Below are 17686 nucleotides of genomic sequence, written 5' to 3'. Positions count from 1 at the left end.
AAAGTGTGATCTTATCACAGTTTTCACGTGAGGTTTTAAAATGAAATTTACATTGTCGTGGGTAAAAGATCACTTAGAAACAGATGCATCTTTTGATGAAATTTGTGATAAACTGACGGCTATAGGCCTTGAGGTTGATCACGTTGATGACCGTTCTTCTTTAAAAGGCTTTGTGATTGCAAAAGTTTTAACGGCAATAAAACATCCTGATGCAGATAAACTCCAGATTTTGACTGTAGATATGGGAACTGGTACACCTGTGCAAGTTATTTGCGGGGCATCAAATGCACGCGCTGGGCTTATTGGGGTTCTTGCATTGCCAGGTACTTATGTGCCTGGGCTTGATATGACATTATCTGTGGGAAAAATCCGCGGGATTGAAAGTTTTGGGATGATGTGTTCACAAGCAGAGCTTGAATTATCAAGTGAGCATGATGGGATTATCGAACTTCCAGAAGATGCACCTATTGGAGAGTCATTTGCAGCTTATGCAGGGTTAGATGATCCGATAATTGATATTGGTTTGACACCCAATCGTTCTGATTGCACAGGTGTTCGCGGTATTGCGCGTGATCTTGCTGCTGCTGGAGTTGGGAAGTTAAAAGAGTTATCCTTACCACAATTCGATGCTTCTTTTGAAACAGCACTTGATGTTTCTTTAGATTTTTCGCAAGATTCAGCGTTATGTTTAGGTTTTGCTTGGCGTGAAGTACGCAATGTTCAAAACGGTGCATCACCGCAATGGATGCAGCGGCGTTTGAATGCAATCGGTTTGAGACCAATTAATGCGCTGGTTGATATGACCAATTATATAAGTTTTGGTCTTGGTCGTCCGCTTCATGTTTTTGATGCGGATAAGATTAAAGGCAATTTGAGTGTACGACGTGGTCGTGAAGGTGAACAGCTTCAGGCACTTAACGGAAAAAACTATCATTTGGGTATTAATGATTGTGTCATTGCAGATGAAGAGGGGGTTGTTTCTATTGCCGGTATCATGGGGGGTGAAAGAACAAGCTGTGATGAGACAACACGACGCGTTATTATTGAATCGGCGCTTTGGGATTCAAAGAGTATTGCACAGACAGGTCGTGCATTAGGACTTACCAGTGATGCACGCTATCGGTTTGAGCGGGGTGTTGATCCGGCTTTTATGGAAAAAGGACTTGAGATTGCAACAGAACTGGTCTTACGTCTTTGTGATGGTGAAGTTTCAAAGACAAAAATTGTTGGTTATCAGCAGCCGGAAATCAAACAGATCATCTTTCCTTTTTCTGAAATTAAACGCTTGACACATTTGCAAATAGATCATGCACAAGTCATCACTATTTTGACACAGCTTGGATTTGGCATCGAAGGGGAAAGAGATGTAGTAACGGTTAAAGTGCCAACATGGCGCCCTGATATTGCTGGTAAAGCGGATTTAGTAGAAGAGGTAATGAGGATTTATGGGCTAGATAAGATTAAGCCTATTCCATTGGAAAGTTTTGCAGAGGAAAAAAATCAAATTTTAACCAATTCGCAGCTTCGTTCCCGTGTTACGCGGTTGGCTTTGGCACATCGCGGTATGAAGGAGGCTGTAACGTGGTCCTTTATTTCCGAAAAACAGGCCCTTGCTTTTGGAGGCGGTCAAGCACAGCTTAAATTAGTCAATCCTATTTCTTCTGATATGTCCGTAATGCGTCCTTCTCTTTTACCTGGTTTGCTGGTGGCGGCACAACGAAATGCTGATCGTGGTTTCCCTGATCTTGCTTTGTTTGAAGTTTCCAGCATCTACGAAGATGATACAGCTGATAAACAACAACGTGTTGCTGGTGGAATTCGCCGCGGAACAGAACGGTTTGAAGGGGCGGGGCGCTTTTGGAATGGTAATACAAAAGTCGTTGATGTTTTTGATGCAAAAGCGGATGCATTGGCTGTTTTGGAAGCATGTGGTATGGATATTAGCAAGATTCAAATTGAAGTTGGAGCACCCGATTGGTATCATCCTGGTCGTTCGGGGGTTATGAAGCTTGGATCAAAGATTATTCTTGGCTTTTTTGGTGTTTTTCATCCTGCTACATTGGAAATATTAGATGTCAGTGGTCCTTTATGTGGTTTTGAAGTTTTTCTTGATCAAATTCCAGAGCCAAAGAAAAAGGCAACAAAGAGCCGTTCTCCTTTGAAATTATCGCCTTTTCAAATGGTGCGGCGTGATTTTGCGTTTGTGGTTGATAAAACAGTTGCTTCCTCTCTTATTGTACGTGCTGCAAGTGGAGCGGATAAAAAACTGATTCATTCAGTACAAGTTTTTGATCTTTTTGAAGATTCAAGCCTTGGTGAAGATAAAAAATCCATTGCCATTGAAATAGCTCTTCAACCTATTGAACGAACTTTAACGGATGAAGATATAGAAGAGCTTACTTTGAAAGTGGTGGAAAATGTCACCAAAGCAACGGGCGCAAGTCTGCGTTGTTAAGTCTATTTCTTTTTTATTGGCTTATTTATCAAGCAGGAGCACTCATAAAGTGCTCCTTTATTTTTTGCGTATTCAAGATCTTTAGAGCTTTTTGAAAGATGAATTTTCCATACCAAAAGCTTCTCGTTAAAGCATCAGTTTTTTCAAGGCGAGAAGGGATGTTTTAAGCATCTTAAAAAGTTATTTTTTGTCAAAATCTCTGATAGCAAATGTGTTTGCAAATGTAAAAAATAACTGTTATTGATAAATGATAATGCAAATCATTAGCAATAAGTAAAAACTATGCACGAAAGAGAAGACCAATGAATGTAAGGACATTTTTTACAGTAATTTGGGGGAGTATTATTTTTTTTACACCAAATTTAGCTTTGTGTGGTGGTAAATTTAAAGCTGTTACGACATTCACCATTATTGCTGATATGGCACGAAATGTGGCAGGGGATGCCGCTGATGTTGAATCAATCACGAAACCAGGTGCTGAAATTCATGAATATCAGCCCACACCTCGCGACCTTATGCGTGCGCAAGGAGCCAATCTGATATTGTGGAATGGCTTGGAGTTGGAGCTTTGGTTTGAAAAGTTTTTTCAAAATATTAAAGACGTTCCAAGTGTTGTTGTTTCAGAAGGTGTTGTGCCGATTAAAATTGGTGAGGGGCCTTTCAGTGGTAAACCCAATCCTCATGCATGGATGTCGCCAACCTCAGCTTTGATTTACGTTGATAATATTCGTGATGCTTTCGTGAAATACGATCCTGATCATGCTACTATTTATAAAGAAAATGCCGAAATTTATAAGCAGAAGATTCGCGCAACAATTGATCCAATTAGAGCTGAATTGGAAGCCGTCCCGCAAGATAAGCGTTGGCTTGTAACGAGTGAAGGCGCATTTAGCTATTTGGCGCGTGATTTTGATCTGAAAGAACTTTATTTGTGGCCAATTAATGCTGATCAGCAAGGAACACCGCAGCAGGTTAAGCATGTTATTGATATGGTTCGCAAATACAATATCCATGCAGTTTTTTCTGAAAGCACTATTTCCCCTGCTCCTGCTAAACAGGTTGCGAGAGAAACAGGGGCAAAATACGGAGGTGTCCTTTATGTGGATTCTTTGAGTGAGAAAAACGGTGAGGTACCAACCTATATTGATTTATTACGTGTCACAAGCGGGCGGATTAGCAATGCCTTATTAGATGGAGTAAAAGGCCAATGACAGGATCTGGAATATTTGCTCAAGGGGTAACAGTAACTTATCGTAATGGGCACACAGCATTGCGCGAAGTGAATTTTGAAAGCCCAACAGGTTCCATTACCGCATTGGTTGGCGTTAATGGATCAGGTAAGTCAACATTATTTAAAGCTATCATGGGTTTTGTGCGGCCATCAAAAGGAAAAATTCGCATGTTTGGTTTGCCTGTTGATATGGCTTTGAAAAAAAATCTTATTGCTTATGTTCCGCAGAGTGAGGATGTTGATTGGAATTTTCCTGTTCTCGTTGAAGATGTTGTTTTGATGGGACGATATGGTCACATGAATTTCTTTCGTTATGCACGGGCGCGAGATTATGAAGCTGTCCGTGTTGCATTAGAGCGCGTCGATATGTTGGCATTTGCTAAGCGTCAAATTGGCGAACTTTCTGGTGGTCAGAAAAAGCGTGTTTTTCTAGCACGTGCTCTTGCACAGCAGGCAAAAGCTATTTTATTAGATGAGCCATTTACAGGGGTTGATGTCACAACAGAAGATAAAATTATTGCTTTGTTACAAGATCTACGTAAAGAAGGGGCTGTGATATTAGTTTCTACCCACAATTTGGGCTCTGTTCGTGAATTTTGCGACCACACTATTTTAATAAAGGGAACGGTTTTGGCTTCTGGACTCACGGAAACCGTCTTTACAAAAGAAAATCTTGAGAAAACTTTTGGTGGTGCTTTACACCATCATATTTTTGATCTTCAAAGCACAAAAAAAAATGATGTCTTTGTAGGGAGCAAACAACCTCCCTTTCCTGAGAATACTAAAAATATGGGGCATGTTGCATGATTTCTTTATTGCTTGAACCACTGAGCTACCAATATATGGTTAATGCGATGTGGGTTTCGGGGTTAGTTGGGTGTGTTTGCGCCTTTCTTTCTGCTTTTTTGATGTTAAAAGGTTGGTCGTTGATTGGCGATGCACTTTCCCATTCCATTGTTCCTGGTGTAGCAGGAGCTTATCTTTTAGGGTTACCTTTTTCGCTTGGAGCTTTTTTTTCTGGGGGGCTTGCGGCTGCAGCGATGCTTTTTTTTAATCACCGGACAAAATTGAAAGAAGATACCATTATTGGTCTTATTTTTTCTTCCTTTTTTGCTTTTGGGTTATTTCTCAAATCATTAAAACCAATGGCGGTTAATATTGATACAATTGTTTTGGGAAATATTTTAGCAGTCAGTTCATCAGATATTGTACAATTGGCTTTTATTGGTTTTTTTTCTTTGTTTATATTACTTTTGAAATGGAAAGATCTCCTCGTTTCTTTATTCGATGAAACACATGCGCGTGCTATTGGATTAAACGTAAAGTTTTTAAAGATTCTTTTTTTCACACTCCTTGCCGCTTGTACCGTTGCTGCCATGCAAACAGTTGGTGCATTCTTGGTCATTTGTCTTGTTGTGACGCCTGGGGCAACAGCTTATCTTTTAAGTGATCGTTTTGTGAACGTTTTGATTATTGCAGTGCTGATTGGAACATTCACAAGTATATTAGGTGTTTATGTGAGTTATTTTTTGAATGCACAAACAGGTGGTGTTGTTGTTCTGTTCCAAGCATTTCTGTTTATGATGGCTTTTATTTTTGCTCCTAAACATGGGTATATTGCTGCGCGCTTACGTATAAAAGCGGCAAAAAAAGGTGTGATGTTATCATGATTGATCAATTACTACTTCCTTTTCAGTTTTCTTTTATGCTTAAGGGCATGATTATTGTTACGATCCTTTCTATTCCTATGGCGATGCTTTCGTGTTTTCTTATTTTAAAAGGGTGGGCCCTTTTGGGAGACGCAATTTCGCATGCCGTTTTTCCAGGTGTTGTGATTGGTTATATGACAACGCCGTGGGTGATAGCATTTTTGTCTTCTTTGCCGTTTGCTTGGTTTCAGCATGTACGTCCAGAGAATGTTACAATGACTTTAATTACGTGCGGTGCTTTTGTCGCGGGGATGGTTTGCTCTATTCTGACGGGTTTTTTAGGAAGCAATAGCCGTATCAAACAGGATACGGTGATGGGTGTTGTTTTTTCATCGATGTTTGGTTTGGGGCTTGTCTTAGCGACGGCTATTTATAGTAGCTTAGATTTGAATCATATTCTATTTGGTAATCTCTTGGGTGTTAACTGGCTTGATATTACACAGACAGCGATAATTTCTACTATTGTCACCTTTATTTTAGGAGCAAAATGGCGCGATTTTATGCTGTATATTTTTGATTCAGTTCAAGGTCGTGCAATGGGGTTACGGATATCAGTTCTCCATTATACTCTTTTAACGATGATTTCTCTCACTATTGTTGCGGCTTTGAAAGCTGTGGGTATTGTTCTCGTTATTTCTTTATTGATAGCACCAGGAGCAATTGCTTATCTTATCACGAAGCGATTTTCTTTTATGTTGGTAATTGCTATATTTGTCGCAGCCTTTTCTGGTTTTTTAGGAATTTATTTAAGCTTATTTATCGGTTCTGATTCTGCTTCCACAATTGTGTTGATTTTAACACTCATTTTTATTGCTATTTTTATGTCACTTTTCTTTCGTAGAAGTGCAGTTCAGGAAATTTAAGGGTGATAAAATGTGTGCATAGCAGTCATGCATTTTTGTATGTTGTTTCTCATGCTTGTTTTAACTAGAAACCTAGGTGCTAGGTCATTTTCCTCCTAATGTCTAGCAGATGAGTGCAGTATATATTCTCCCCCCCCAAGTGCTGCATTTGTAATTAAAAGGCTGCAGTGATTTATTCTGCAGCCTTTTTATTTTTAGCTTTTCTAAAAATTTCTTTTGATTTCTTGAAAAATTTGAAATGAACATCATATTGCGTAGGCTATTTTGTGTTTAAAAGAGGTTGTCACAGAAAATACGCTTACGAATAAAGGTGTATGACGAATAAAGGCTATAGTTGTTATGCACTAAAGCACGTGAAAAACAAGAAGAGATACAAGGGTCTTTCATAGAGGGAAATAGTGCAAAAGATGAAAAAAGATTTTAAGATATCGCACCCTTTGCGTATTTTCACTTCTATAGTGGGATGGGCTATGATTGTATTAGGTGTTATCGGTATAGTATTACCTATTATGCCAACCGTGCCTTTTTTATTAGTTGCTTCATGGTGTTTTGCTCGTTCATCTCCACGTTTTCATTGTTGGTTGCATAATCACCGTGTTTTCGGTCCACCTATTAAGCAATGGGAAGAAAAGGGAGCTATTTCCAAATTTGTTAAAATTATTGCAGTGGTAAGTATGGCGGGTGGTTTTTTATCTTTTTTAGTAATAGCACGCCCTGTTTTATGGCTTGCTTTGTTCGTTGCTGCTATATTACTGTTTATTGCTGTTTATATTGTGACACGTCCCTCTTCATAATGGGTAAAAAAGGCTTTAGGAGCCTATCGTTGACGAGTTCGTGAGAGCCCTTGATAGAGATTTTTCCTTAAAATTTATAGAGTAACCTCTCCATATCAAGAAGATATAAAATAATGAGCTCTTTCAGAGCAATTCATGAGAGAGAATAATATGTTCGTGAAGTCAATTTTAATGAGCAGAGAAATGGTGTACTGTCATCCCAATGTTCATAAAGCCACTTTAATGAGCTACAACATATTGATTTATAATGACAATTCATCGTTTTGCATGTTGAATTAGACCCCCGAATATTGTAAGATTTTCTCACCTCAAATCATCTTATGTTCAATCAAATAAAGTCACTTTCTTGCACATCACAAGCGGGGCTGATGTGTGGGTAAAAAACCGTTTAGGATGTGCAAGAAAGAAGTAAAAATGCCTCTTATGAATCGTCTTAATGCAAGGGCTGTCGCAATATTGGGGGCTGGCAAATATAATGATGGTGCTGGCTTGCACCTTCATAAGTGTAAAGATAAGGGTGCTCAATAGCTTTACCGATATGCCATTCACGGGCGGCGTCGTGAAACGGGCTTGGGGGCTTTGAGAGATGTTTCTTTAAAACAAGCTCGTGAATTAGCAACTGGGTGGCGTTCTGTTTTACGTGAAGGTCGTGACCCCATTAAAGAACGTGAGAAACAAAAACGTGAGGCAATGCGTAATCTGCATTACTTAAAAGACATTGCTTTGGAGACTTTTGAAAGTTGTAAAGCAGAATTAAAAGGAGATGGTAAAAATGGTGTGTGGTTTTTACATTTAAAACTTCATATTCTCCCCCAATTAGGCTGCCTCCCCGTTTCAGAGATTACACAAACCGATATACGCAAAGTTCTCGCTCCTATTTGGCATACAAAAGCTAAAACAGCTGAAAAAGCACTAATCCGCCTTAATCTTTGTCTCAAACATGCTGCTGCTTTGGGATTAGATGTTGATTTACAAGCAACAGTAAAAGCTCTCTTAGGAAAACAACGCCATAAAACGCAAAATAGACCAGCAATGGATTGGAGAAATGTTCCGGCTTTTTATCAAACACTTTGAAAACACCAACCATAACACAACTGGCTTTGCGTTTGCTTATTTTGACAGGGGTTCGTAGCAATCCCTTATGTCATATTCATAAAGATCAGATTGAAGGTGATATATGGACTATTCCTGCTGAGAATATGAAAGGAAGGCGTGATGCTACAACAGAGTTTCGTGTGCCCTTATCATCAGAAGCATTGGAAATTTTGAAACAAGCACGCCTGCTTTCTCGCAATGATTTCTTTTTCTCTGCAACCGGTCGAGGTTCCCTTGCTGATAGTTGCATGTCAAAATATATGAAAAAAATTGGACTTGATGCCTGCCCACATGGGTTTCTCTCTAGTTTACGCGATTAGCTAGCAGAAACAACCGATGCTCCTTTTGAGGTAGCAGAAACCATTCTAGGTCATGTGGTCGGGGGTAAAGTAGAGCGTGCCTACCGTCGTACAAACTATTTAGAACAGCGCCGTGTTTTTATGGATAATAAAATTCTTATACTATTGTTTCACACATTATAGCTAAAATTCGAAAAATATTGTTTTCATAAGCAAGGGTGGATGATCTTTCTAGAAAGATATACTTTTTTGTTAATTTGAGAGAAGCTGCATCCTTTTAATCCATCGGTAATTGATTTTTTAGTTGTTTATCTTTTATTTCATACAAATGGGTTTGTGATTAAATCTTTACGGGTCTAGCAACACGTTTTTCATTCCCAAAGAAATTGAGATAACGCTGTATTGCTTGCGGATCACCGATGGTTTTTTCAGGATTATCTGAAAGTTTTACGGCTGGCTGTCCATTTGCATGTGTAACTTTACAAACAAGGGAAAGAGCATCAAAATTGGCAATTTCTTGGGGTGCACAGCCTAAAAAATCATTCGTAAGGTCTGTTCCCCATCCGAAACTCATACGAACTTTCCCATGGAAATGATGGTAAGTTTTTTCGATTGTATTGACATCAAGTGCATCAGAAAAAATTAATAATTTTTCGTGTGGATCTTTTCCTTTTTCTTTCCACCATTGGATAATGCGTTCTCCGCCTTCAATGGGGGGGGCACTGTCAGGTCTGAAACCTGTCCAATCAGCTACCCAATCTGGTGCATTGCGTAAAAACGCTTCTGTACCAAAGGTATCAGGCAAAACAATGAGAAGATTTCCACCATAATAACGGTTCCAATCTTGCAAAACTTTATAAGGTGCTTGACGCAACTCGTTATCATTATTGGCAAGAGCAGCAATAACCATGGGCAATTCATGTGCATTGGTACCAAGAGCTTCTAAATCTGTATCCATGGCCAGAAGAACATTGGAAGTCCCTGTAAAAGAATTACCAATTCCTTCTTTTAGTGCTTCAACACACCAGCGTTGCCATAAAAAAGAATGGCGACGTCTTGTTCCAAAGTCAGATATTTTAATATCAGGCAATTTTTTAAGACGCTCAACTTTACTCCACATTTTTGCTTTAGCACGTGCATAAAGCACATCCAAAGCAAAACGATCCAAATTTTTCATAGCAGCGCGTGATCGTAATTCACTGATAATAGCAAGAGCAGGGATTTCCCACATGGAGCTATAAGACCACGGGCCATGAAAATGGAGGATATATTGACCATCTTTACGGGTTAACTCATATTCTGGGAGTTGAAAGTTCTCAAGCCAATGAAGAAAATCTGGTGTGAAAATTTGTTTACGTCCATAAAATGTATTACCAGCAAGCCAGATCATTTCTTTTTTCGTAAAGCGCAAACTAAGGGTATGATCAAGTTGGGCACGCAATTCGCCCTCATCAATATCATCGGCAAGACGAATTGTTTTGGTACGGTTTATGAGGGAGAACGTAACATTTACATTGGGATAAAGGCCCCAAATCATCTGTACCATAAGAAGTTTATAAAAATCCGTATCCAGAAGTGAACGAATAATGGGATCAAGTTTCCAAGTATGGTTATAAACACGTCTCGCAATATCTGGGTGATTCATAACCCTTTTTCTTTCAGTTTTGTGAATGCAAAATTACTGTGCACCAACGTAATCAATATAGGGACGGCAGAAACTATAACAACTCTAAGATTTTGGGCAAGAATAAAAAAACTTTTATTTTCTGTTATTAAGATTTAATGATACGTATAATTTCGTGTTTTCCCGTTTTTTGTAACTGTATTCCTGCATGAACTTTGGTATATTTTTTACCATCAACACTAAGTTTATTTTCAGATCCCCATTTCATTTTAATGTTATAAACAGCATCATAAAATTTCATTGTTACTTCATATTCAGGCCAAGAGGAGGGGAAATTTGGTTTTAAGAACAACAAATTGCCTTGATGATTAATGCCAAGAATGGCTTGTGTTGCGGTGTGATAAAACCAGCCTGCTGAGCCTGTATACCATGTCCAACCGCCTTGTCCTCGGCAGCGAAGTGAGATGATTGGATCAAGCACGCAGCCTTAGCTGTTGCTAAAACGAGCATTTTGATCAAATGCAGCAGGTCGATGAAGAGAACGTCCCCGACCAATAAAGAGAGAGCGATCCGTTTCAGCTTCTGTTTCTTGGATACTCTCTGTTATATCGGTAACAAAATGGGTAATATGAATCTCAGAGTCACTAGGCGAGCGTTTACGCCTTTTGGCAAATATTGTTCTTCCTTCTTCAGTAATCTCGGTTTCTATAAACATACTTAAAAAAACAGGATGAGAGCAATCTGTGTCCATTGTGGCAAGCGCCAATTCACCATAAGAAGTCACTTCAATGAAGCGATCCTTGTTTGTTGTATTCACAAGTTGGAGGCGTCGACCTTCGCCATCATTTTCGGATGTAACGAGACATTCAAGTGTTGATTTTATACCATCAACCATTTTCATGTAGTCAGCTTTTTCATCTGTAAAAATGCTAACAGCTTCCTCTTCAACAACACGTGTTGGCTCACTGGTAACAGACCACCAGCGTCCACTCTGTATGTTACGGAGAAAGAATAAAATACCCTGTTGATCTTCTGTCGCATCAGGAATAAAGCGCGTAATCGCATAATCATGCCAACGGCTGTAACCAGTACCATTAGCTGTTAACATGGTAGAATAAGAGTCATTGGATAAAAGCAAAGTTGCACGGGGTTTGAGAAGTGGATTCGTGATAATACGCTCAGATGCATGATCAAATCCTCGAGAATTATTGTGCATGGGGTTGGCAATTTTTGTATGAATGATGGGAATTTGATGTGGAGCTCTTTCCTGTAATAATAAGTGTGTTGCTTCAACAACTGGATCACGATGAAAACGATTACGCATACGCCCTTCAAAAATGACATTATTAACAGCAAGAATGGACATGCCATGATGGTGTATAATTACGTACGATAGCATATTTTTCTCCTGTCGGCACACGTGAAGGAGTAAAATCGATAGAGTCGTAATAACCGTATGGTCTTAAAGCTCCAAGATTACGGAGTCTTTTTAAATTTTTTACGGCATGAGAGGGCATATATTGTGCTGCTGAAAGGCTTGCGTAAGGAGCAATAACAGTGTTGCGTGAGAGACCACGTTTGAGTCCAAGGATTGGGTCACCAAAGCTGGTATATTGGTAATTCATTAAGTGATCGCGAGCATTAAATGCGGATTCTGAAATACCCCATGGTAATCTTTGTTCATGACCATATTGTATTTGCTGACGAATAATTAATCTATTCGTTTGATCCAGTATTAATCAATCCTAGAGGTTCGTGCATAATGAGCGATGGCATCAGATATTCGAACATGGATCCAGACCATGATAATAGGGCGCCTTTCCAACCAATTGAGATGAGTAATCGACCGAGATGAAATCAATGTTTGAATTTGATATCACCTTTTGCAATGGCAAAAAGGCTTGAGAGACGGGCTTCTGAAGCCAAAAGGTCATAACAGCCTTCATCAAGCTTTTTTTCTTGAACACGATAGCCAATGGACAAGGGGTGCCGTTCAGGCTGTTCTAAAAAGTCAAATTCCATATTAAAGGCTATTTGACGCGCATTTTCAGCTAAAGTATTTAATTTCTGGCGTATTTTTTTGATATCATGGTTACCGATAGCATCACAATGATGGGCTTTACAGGTTTCTATGAGGCATTGAGCCCAACAGTGCGCATGGGCAGATTCTACCGTTTGAATTTTTTAATCGATTTCACTTATTAAGCGTGCAATCTCACGGGCTTGAAGTAAAGGGTTGGTGATGTGGAAAGGGGGCGACTCTGATTTTTCTACGAAAGCACAAATAGAGCGGTGAAAGTGATCGATGTGTTCTTCGATTTGTTGACGTAAAGGACGTAAAATGGGATGATTACTTGGAATTTCTTTGACAGTTTCTTCAAGAATATCATTGACATCAAATAAGCCTGCTCGATCACTTTGCAAAAAAACAGGAGATGCTTTAGCCCATTCACTTAAGGCTGAAGAAGGTGTCACCAAATGGCCAGCAAGGTTTCCCGAATCAACGGTTGATATATAGGTTGGCAAAAGAGGAGTGAGTGTGTCAGTTGCATACCAATTGTAGAGGTGTCCACGGAATTTTTCCATTTTTGCAAGAGTGCTTAATGTACATTCAACGCGTGTAAGAGTTTCTTCAAAATTAATCCAACCAAAATCACGTGCAGCAATAGTGGAAAGAAGATAAATTCCAATATTGGTGGGGGAGGTGCGTTGGGCAATGAGAGGTTTTGGGTCTTCTTGGAAATTATCGGGCGGTAAATGGTTGTTTCTGCGTTAACAAAAGTTGCATAATAGAGCCATGTCCGTCGTGCGATATTTCAAAGTATTTTTTTATCTTCAGACGATATATCAAGGGTATCTTGAAATGTTGAGGGTTGACTGACAAACCATACAAACCCAAAGGGCAAAGCAATAAAATTGGCAAAATTATCGGAAAAGAGAGGCAGCGCTATTACAAGAATACCAATCAATGTTGCTGGCCACATTGTAAGAATATAGAAGCGCAAACTATTGGGAATCGATTTTGTTGCTTCGGAGATTCTCCATTCCAGAAGGTGCTGTTTTGAAATCGTCATGCGATAGAGTGAGCGGATAATCGCATCAGTCATAAAATAAGCTGAGTGAGCAAGAAATGTAATTTTAAGAAATATATTTGCACCCGTAAGGGTGGTTTTGTTCAAAATTAATTGAAGATACCCCTGTAGAGAGTGATCATGCAGAGAATGACCAATATTGAAGGGAATAAGAGTTTGTAATATGTCTAAAATAGGTGAGACGAAGAGACTAAGGAGCAAGAATGTTTGCCAGACGATTGCACTTTTTAACGGTAAAAGAGACCATCCTGTGATTGCTGCGATCAACTACATAAGTGGTGTGAGAGAACGACGCAAATTATCTTGCATTTTCCAACGCGTCGTGGAACTTATTTTATATGGTGGGAAGAGATAAGGCAAGAGTTGCCAGTCACTACGAACCCAACGGTGATGACGCATAACATCAATATTATAGGCTGTTGGATAATCTTCAATCACTTCTACGGTACTTACCAATGCAGTGCGTGCATATCCTCCTTCCAAAAGGTCGTGACTAAGAACGGTATTTTCCTTAATTTTATCATCAAGTGCTTGTTGAAATGCATCAATATTATAAAGACCTTTACCAACGAAAGTTTCTTCTCCCAAAAGATCTTGATAAGTGTCAGAAACAGCAAAGACATAAGGGTCAATTCCACGATTGGTAGAAAAAATACGTTGCAGAATTGATGTTGTTTTTCCTGTTGTAAGAGAAGGTGTAATACGAGGTTGTAAAATGCTATAGCCTTTTACAACTTTTTCATTATGTGGATCAAAAGTGGGAAGGTTGAGTGTATGGTTAAGTTTTCCAACGAGTTTTGTAACCCTTTCAGGGGTAAGACGTGTATCTGAATCCAGAGTCATCACGAAACGGCAATCCATGGGAAGATGTGGATTTGGGAGATAAAAGCTTGTGTTTTTATGGCCTCTTAATAACAGATTGAGTTCATGAAGTTTGCCACATTTTCTTTCCCAACCCATCCAGCATTTTTCGCTGCTATTATAAAGACGTCGACGGTGTAAAAGAAAAAAGAGGGGGGATGTCACGATGATAACGGCGATTAAGTTCATCAATATTTTTCTGCGCATAATGCAGCAGATCAAGATCAGCTTGTGTTTCTTCCAAGGGCGCATCCCCCCAATCCGTCACGAGGGCAAAATGAATGGCACCCTTGGGGTTGGAAAGATAATATCTTTCAAGATTGTGCACTTGTTCATCAATGAAAGCACGTGATGTGATGAGAGTCGGTACAACGACCATTGTGCGGGCATGTTGAGGAATACCCGCTTTATATTCATAACCAATAAGCTGTTTTAATGGGATAAACCATGAAACAATAGTGTTGAAGAAGGCAAAAGCCGCATCTATAGCAGGAAAAAGCGCTAATGTGGTAAAAAGAATCGACATCCATGGAGCTATGTGAGATGTCTGTGCCAACAGAGGAATGACTACGATAAGAAGATTCTTTAGAGGAAGCATGTGCCATTTCTACAGCTTTGTGTGCAACTTCCAGTTCACTAAGAGGTGAAAGACGTGCAATTTTTTCAATGAGCTGTCGATAAATATTACGGGAATGAGGATCAATTTCGGAAAAATCGCTCTTTTCACGCAAAATAGAATCGACTGAACTGACAGTTTCAAACCATACTGTAATCAACGTCATCAATGGTTTTAAGGGCACGAATAATATTGCCCATAGTTACACCATCTGATGCTTGGCGGGTATGTTCATCCGCTGTCACAATTTCTAAATTACTGCCTCAGCTTTGTAATTGCTTTTCAAGCCAAATTAATGCGGTTGTTGTATCGACAGATGCGCCATGTAAACGATAGAATAAATGCGTTGAAAAGGTTGGAGCAACAATGAACGGTTTATAGTGCGTAAAAAAGTGTGTAATTTTGTTTCATTGTCTGCAAGAGAAATTTTATCGGCTACTTTATGCGCAAGATGGCGCATAGACCGTGTTTGTTCAATACGCAGTGAAAAACGACAAACATTTTCAATTAAAAGCATTTGTATGACAGAAGGAAGCGCCCATAATTCACCAATTTTAAGGGCATGGATTTCTTGGAATCCATTGATCATAGCAGTGAGTGTTTTTTGTGAAAATCCGCTATCTGTATGAGCAATATAAAGCCAAGCTAAAGCAAAGATACGTGGGATGCTTTCCTTTTGTTTATAAACGGGAAGTTGCTTGATGAAAGACTTAGGTAAATTACGACGGAGTTGTTGTATAGTTTTGTCAATAGTATAATGATTATCAATGAGCCATTGAGCAGCTGGTGCAATGGTTTCATCATTCCAAGCAGAAACATCGCTGGTTTAAAAGGCACGGAGAATAAGTTTGGCATTTTTATTCAACCTTCTATGAAAATGATTTTCTCCTTTATATTCAGGAAGTAAGATTTCTTTTTGAGAGGCTATATCATAGCCTAATTTATAAAGTTCATCCTGTGATTTATAAGTTGAGCGAAGGGGAAGATTGGTTTGAGTAAGAGAATGGGTCTCAGTTTGTTGAGAATAAAACCACTTCATGAAAGATATTGTAAGTGCCATAATTTTCCTATTGCTATTCCATTACATGGTTTCTTTATATTTAAGAGGCTGTGAGCACTTTATCTTAATAATGAGCAGTTCATAGAAAAATAATGAAATTTCTATTTTTCTTGTAAGAGTCTTTGCAATTTTTGACGAGAGCATTGAAGAAATCAGCATACAACTTCTGTAAAAAATAAAAAGGTCGCTAGAAAGATAAGCGACCTTATTTTTAATCATTGCTTTAACAATTGAACATTAATCTTGTTCTTGTTTTTTCAAAGCTGCGCCGAGAATATCGCCAAGAGAAGCACCTGAGTCTGTAGAACCATACTGTGCAACAGCCTCTTTTTCTTCTGCAATTTCCAAAGCTTTGATAGATACTGAAAGTTTACGTGTTTTTTTATCAAATGCGGTGATGCGCGCATCAATTCTTTGACCAATTGCAAAACGTTCAGGGCGCTGTTCATCACGATCACGAGCCAAGTCAGCGCGCCGGATGGTTGTTTCAAGATTGTGGTCAATCAATTTCACACCAATGTCATTGTCATTAACCGCAGTCACTTCACATGTTACGACAGCACCTTTGCGAAGTTCACCAGCAGCGGCTGCTTCTCCAACTTTATCATTGGAAAGTTGCTTAATTCCAAGAGAGATACGTTCTTTTTCAACGTCAACATCAAGGACCACAGCTTTAACGATATCACCTTTATTGTAAGTATCAATGACTTGTTCACCAGGGCGATTCCAATCAAGATCAGAGAGATGAACCATGCCGTCGACATCACCTTCAAGCCCAATGAAGAGACCAAATTCTGTTTTGTTTTTGACCTCTCCTTCGATTTGTGAATTAACAGGAAATTTATTGGCAAAAGCAATCCATGGATTTTCGAATGTTTGTTTTAAGCCAAGAGAAATACGCCGTTTAGAAGGATCAATTTCAAGAACAACAACTTCCACTTCTTGTGATGTGGAAAGAAGTTTTCCTGGATGAACATTTTTCTTTGTCCAACTCATTTCGGAAACGTGGATCAATCCTTCGATTCTTGGTTCTATTTCAACGAAACCGCCGTAATCAGTGATATTGGTAACAGCACCAGTAATTTTTTTACCAACGGGATATCGAGCACTAATGCTTTCCCAAGGATCACTTTCAAGCTGTTTCATACCAAGAGAGATACGGTGTGTATCTTGATTGATACGAATGATTTGAACTTTAATAGTTTGTCCAATTGTGAGAACCTCGGATGGGTGGTTAACACGCCGCCAAGCCATATCTGTAACGTGTAAGAGTCCGTCAATTCCACCAAGATCAACAAAGGCACCATAATCAGTGATATTTTTAACAACACCTTCAACAATTTGGTTTTCTTCAAGATTTTGTACAATTTCTGAACGCTGTTCGGCACGGCTTTCCTCTAAGACAGTACGACGTGAAACAACAATATTACCACGACGACGATCCATTTTTAAAATCTCAAAGGACTGCGAATTGTGCATGAGAGGTGAAACATCACGAATGGGACGAATATCGACTTGGCTACGAGGCAAGAAAGCAACAGCACCATCGAGATCGACTGTAAATCCGCCTTTTACTTGGCTAAAGATAACGCCATCAACGCGTGCTCCGGCATTGAATTTTTCTTCTAAACGAATCCAGCTTTCTTCGCGCCGTGCTTTTTCACGCGATAGAACAGCTTCACCCATCGCATTTTCAATGCGCTCAATGTAAACTTCAACTTCATCGCCAACTTGCAAGGACCCATCTTTTCCTTTAGCTCCAAATTCTTTGAGTGGAATACGTCCTTCGACTTTTAGTCCAGCATCAATAATGGCCATATCTTTTTCGATTGCGATGACACGACCTTTAACAACGGATCCTTCATTAAGATCATTGGTTTGAAAAGATTCTGTTAAAAGGGCTTCAAAATCCGCTGTTGTGGGATTGTATTGTGACATAAGAACTCCTGATACATACCTTAATAAAAAGGTATAAGCGCTAGGTTAG

Annotated in this window: 9 protein-coding genes and 2 pseudogenes; 7 read left to right on the top strand and 4 right to left on the bottom strand. The window is 39.2% G+C overall.

Annotated elements, in window-relative coordinates; all coding sequences use genetic code 11:
* Positions 1–40 precede the first annotated feature (40 nt).
* The 7 genes and pseudogenes from pheT to J7R12_RS00920 all read left to right on the top strand — a co-directional run bounded on the left by pheT (position 41) and on the right by J7R12_RS00920 (position 8629).
* Positions 41–2455, top strand: a complete 2415-nt coding sequence (gene pheT, locus J7R12_RS00950; protein WP_126602273.1) for a phenylalanine--tRNA ligase subunit beta — start codon at positions 41–43, stop codon at positions 2453–2455.
* A 302-nt stretch (positions 2456–2757) separates the two neighbouring features.
* The gene (locus J7R12_RS00945) at positions 2758–3666 is read left to right on the top strand and encodes a metal ABC transporter substrate-binding protein (RefSeq protein WP_126602275.1); all 909 of its coding nucleotides are present in this window, start codon (positions 2758–2760) and stop codon (positions 3664–3666) included.
* On the top strand, positions 3663–4493 hold the full coding sequence (locus J7R12_RS00940) for a manganese/iron ABC transporter ATP-binding protein (protein WP_126602277.1): 831 nt from the start codon (positions 3663–3665) through the stop codon (positions 4491–4493). Before J7R12_RS00945 ends, J7R12_RS00940 begins: the two co-directional genes overlap by 4 nt.
* Positions 4490–5356 (top strand): metal ABC transporter permease, encoded by an 867-nt coding sequence (locus tag J7R12_RS00935; RefSeq protein ID WP_126602279.1) that lies wholly within the window; start codon positions 4490–4492, stop codon positions 5354–5356. The genes J7R12_RS00940 and J7R12_RS00935 overlap by 4 nt, the downstream gene beginning before the upstream one ends.
* A complete protein-coding gene (locus J7R12_RS00930) occupies positions 5353–6258 on the top strand; it encodes a metal ABC transporter permease (RefSeq protein ID WP_126602280.1) in 906 nt (301 codons plus the stop codon). Before J7R12_RS00935 ends, J7R12_RS00930 begins: the two co-directional genes overlap by 4 nt.
* 407 nt (positions 6259–6665) lie before the next feature.
* The gene (locus J7R12_RS00925; protein ID WP_126602282.1) at positions 6666–7052 is read left to right on the top strand and encodes a YbaN family protein; all 387 of its coding nucleotides are present in this window, start codon (positions 6666–6668) and stop codon (positions 7050–7052) included.
* Between the two features lie 543 nt (positions 7053–7595).
* Positions 7596–8629: pseudogene (locus tag J7R12_RS00920) on the top strand (tyrosine-type recombinase/integrase).
* Positions 8630–8786: 157 nt separating this feature from the next.
* On the opposite strand, the gene pncB reads toward J7R12_RS00920, so the two are convergent.
* The 4 genes and pseudogenes from pncB to rpsA form a co-directional block, all read right to left on the bottom strand.
* Positions 8787–10091 carry a nicotinate phosphoribosyltransferase gene (pncB, locus tag J7R12_RS00915; RefSeq protein ID WP_126602284.1) on the bottom strand — a complete coding sequence of 435 codons (1305 nt, stop codon included), beginning with the start codon at positions 10089–10091 and terminating at the stop codon, positions 8787–8789.
* A 127-nt stretch (positions 10092–10218) separates the two neighbouring features.
* Positions 10219–10551: a hypothetical protein gene (locus J7R12_RS00910; protein ID WP_126602286.1), complete on the bottom strand. Its 333-nt coding sequence runs from the start codon at positions 10549–10551 to the stop codon at positions 10219–10221.
* Between the two features lie 9 nt (positions 10552–10560).
* Positions 10561–15699, bottom strand: a pseudogene (locus J7R12_RS00905) (glucoamylase family protein); the annotation flags it as partial.
* A 237-nt stretch (positions 15700–15936) separates the two neighbouring features.
* Positions 15937–17637, bottom strand: a complete 1701-nt coding sequence (rpsA, locus tag J7R12_RS00900; RefSeq protein WP_208439026.1) for a 30S ribosomal protein S1 — start codon at positions 17635–17637, stop codon at positions 15937–15939.
* Positions 17638–17686: the final 49 nt, after the last annotated feature.

Origin of the sequence: Bartonella vinsonii subsp. vinsonii, from assembly GCF_902825235.1 — a bacterium.
Taxonomy (GTDB): domain Bacteria; phylum Pseudomonadota; class Alphaproteobacteria; order Rhizobiales; family Rhizobiaceae; genus Bartonella; species Bartonella vinsonii.
The sequence above is the reverse complement of the archived record's forward strand: the minus strand, read 5'-3'. Positions and strand labels throughout refer to the sequence as shown.

Coding starts and splice junctions, on each gene's coding strand:
- pheT (WP_126602273.1), top strand. CDS start 41: ATGAAATTTACATTGTCGTGGGTAAAAGATCACTTAGAAACAGATGCA.
- J7R12_RS00945 (WP_126602275.1), top strand. CDS start 2,758: ATGAATGTAAGGACATTTTTTACAGTAATTTGGGGGAGTATTATTTTT.
- J7R12_RS00940 (WP_126602277.1), top strand. CDS start 3,663: ATGACAGGATCTGGAATATTTGCTCAAGGGGTAACAGTAACTTATCGT.
- J7R12_RS00935 (WP_126602279.1), top strand. CDS start 4,490: ATGATTTCTTTATTGCTTGAACCACTGAGCTACCAATATATGGTTAAT.
- J7R12_RS00930 (WP_126602280.1), top strand. CDS start 5,353: ATGATTGATCAATTACTACTTCCTTTTCAGTTTTCTTTTATGCTTAAG.
- J7R12_RS00925 (WP_126602282.1), top strand. CDS start 6,666: ATGAAAAAAGATTTTAAGATATCGCACCCTTTGCGTATTTTCACTTCT.
- pncB (WP_126602284.1), bottom strand. CDS start 10,091: ATGAATCACCCAGATATTGCGAGACGTGTTTATAACCATACTTGGAAA.
- rpsA (WP_208439026.1), bottom strand. CDS start 17,637: ATGTCACAATACAATCCCACAACAGCGGATTTTGAAGCCCTTTTAACA.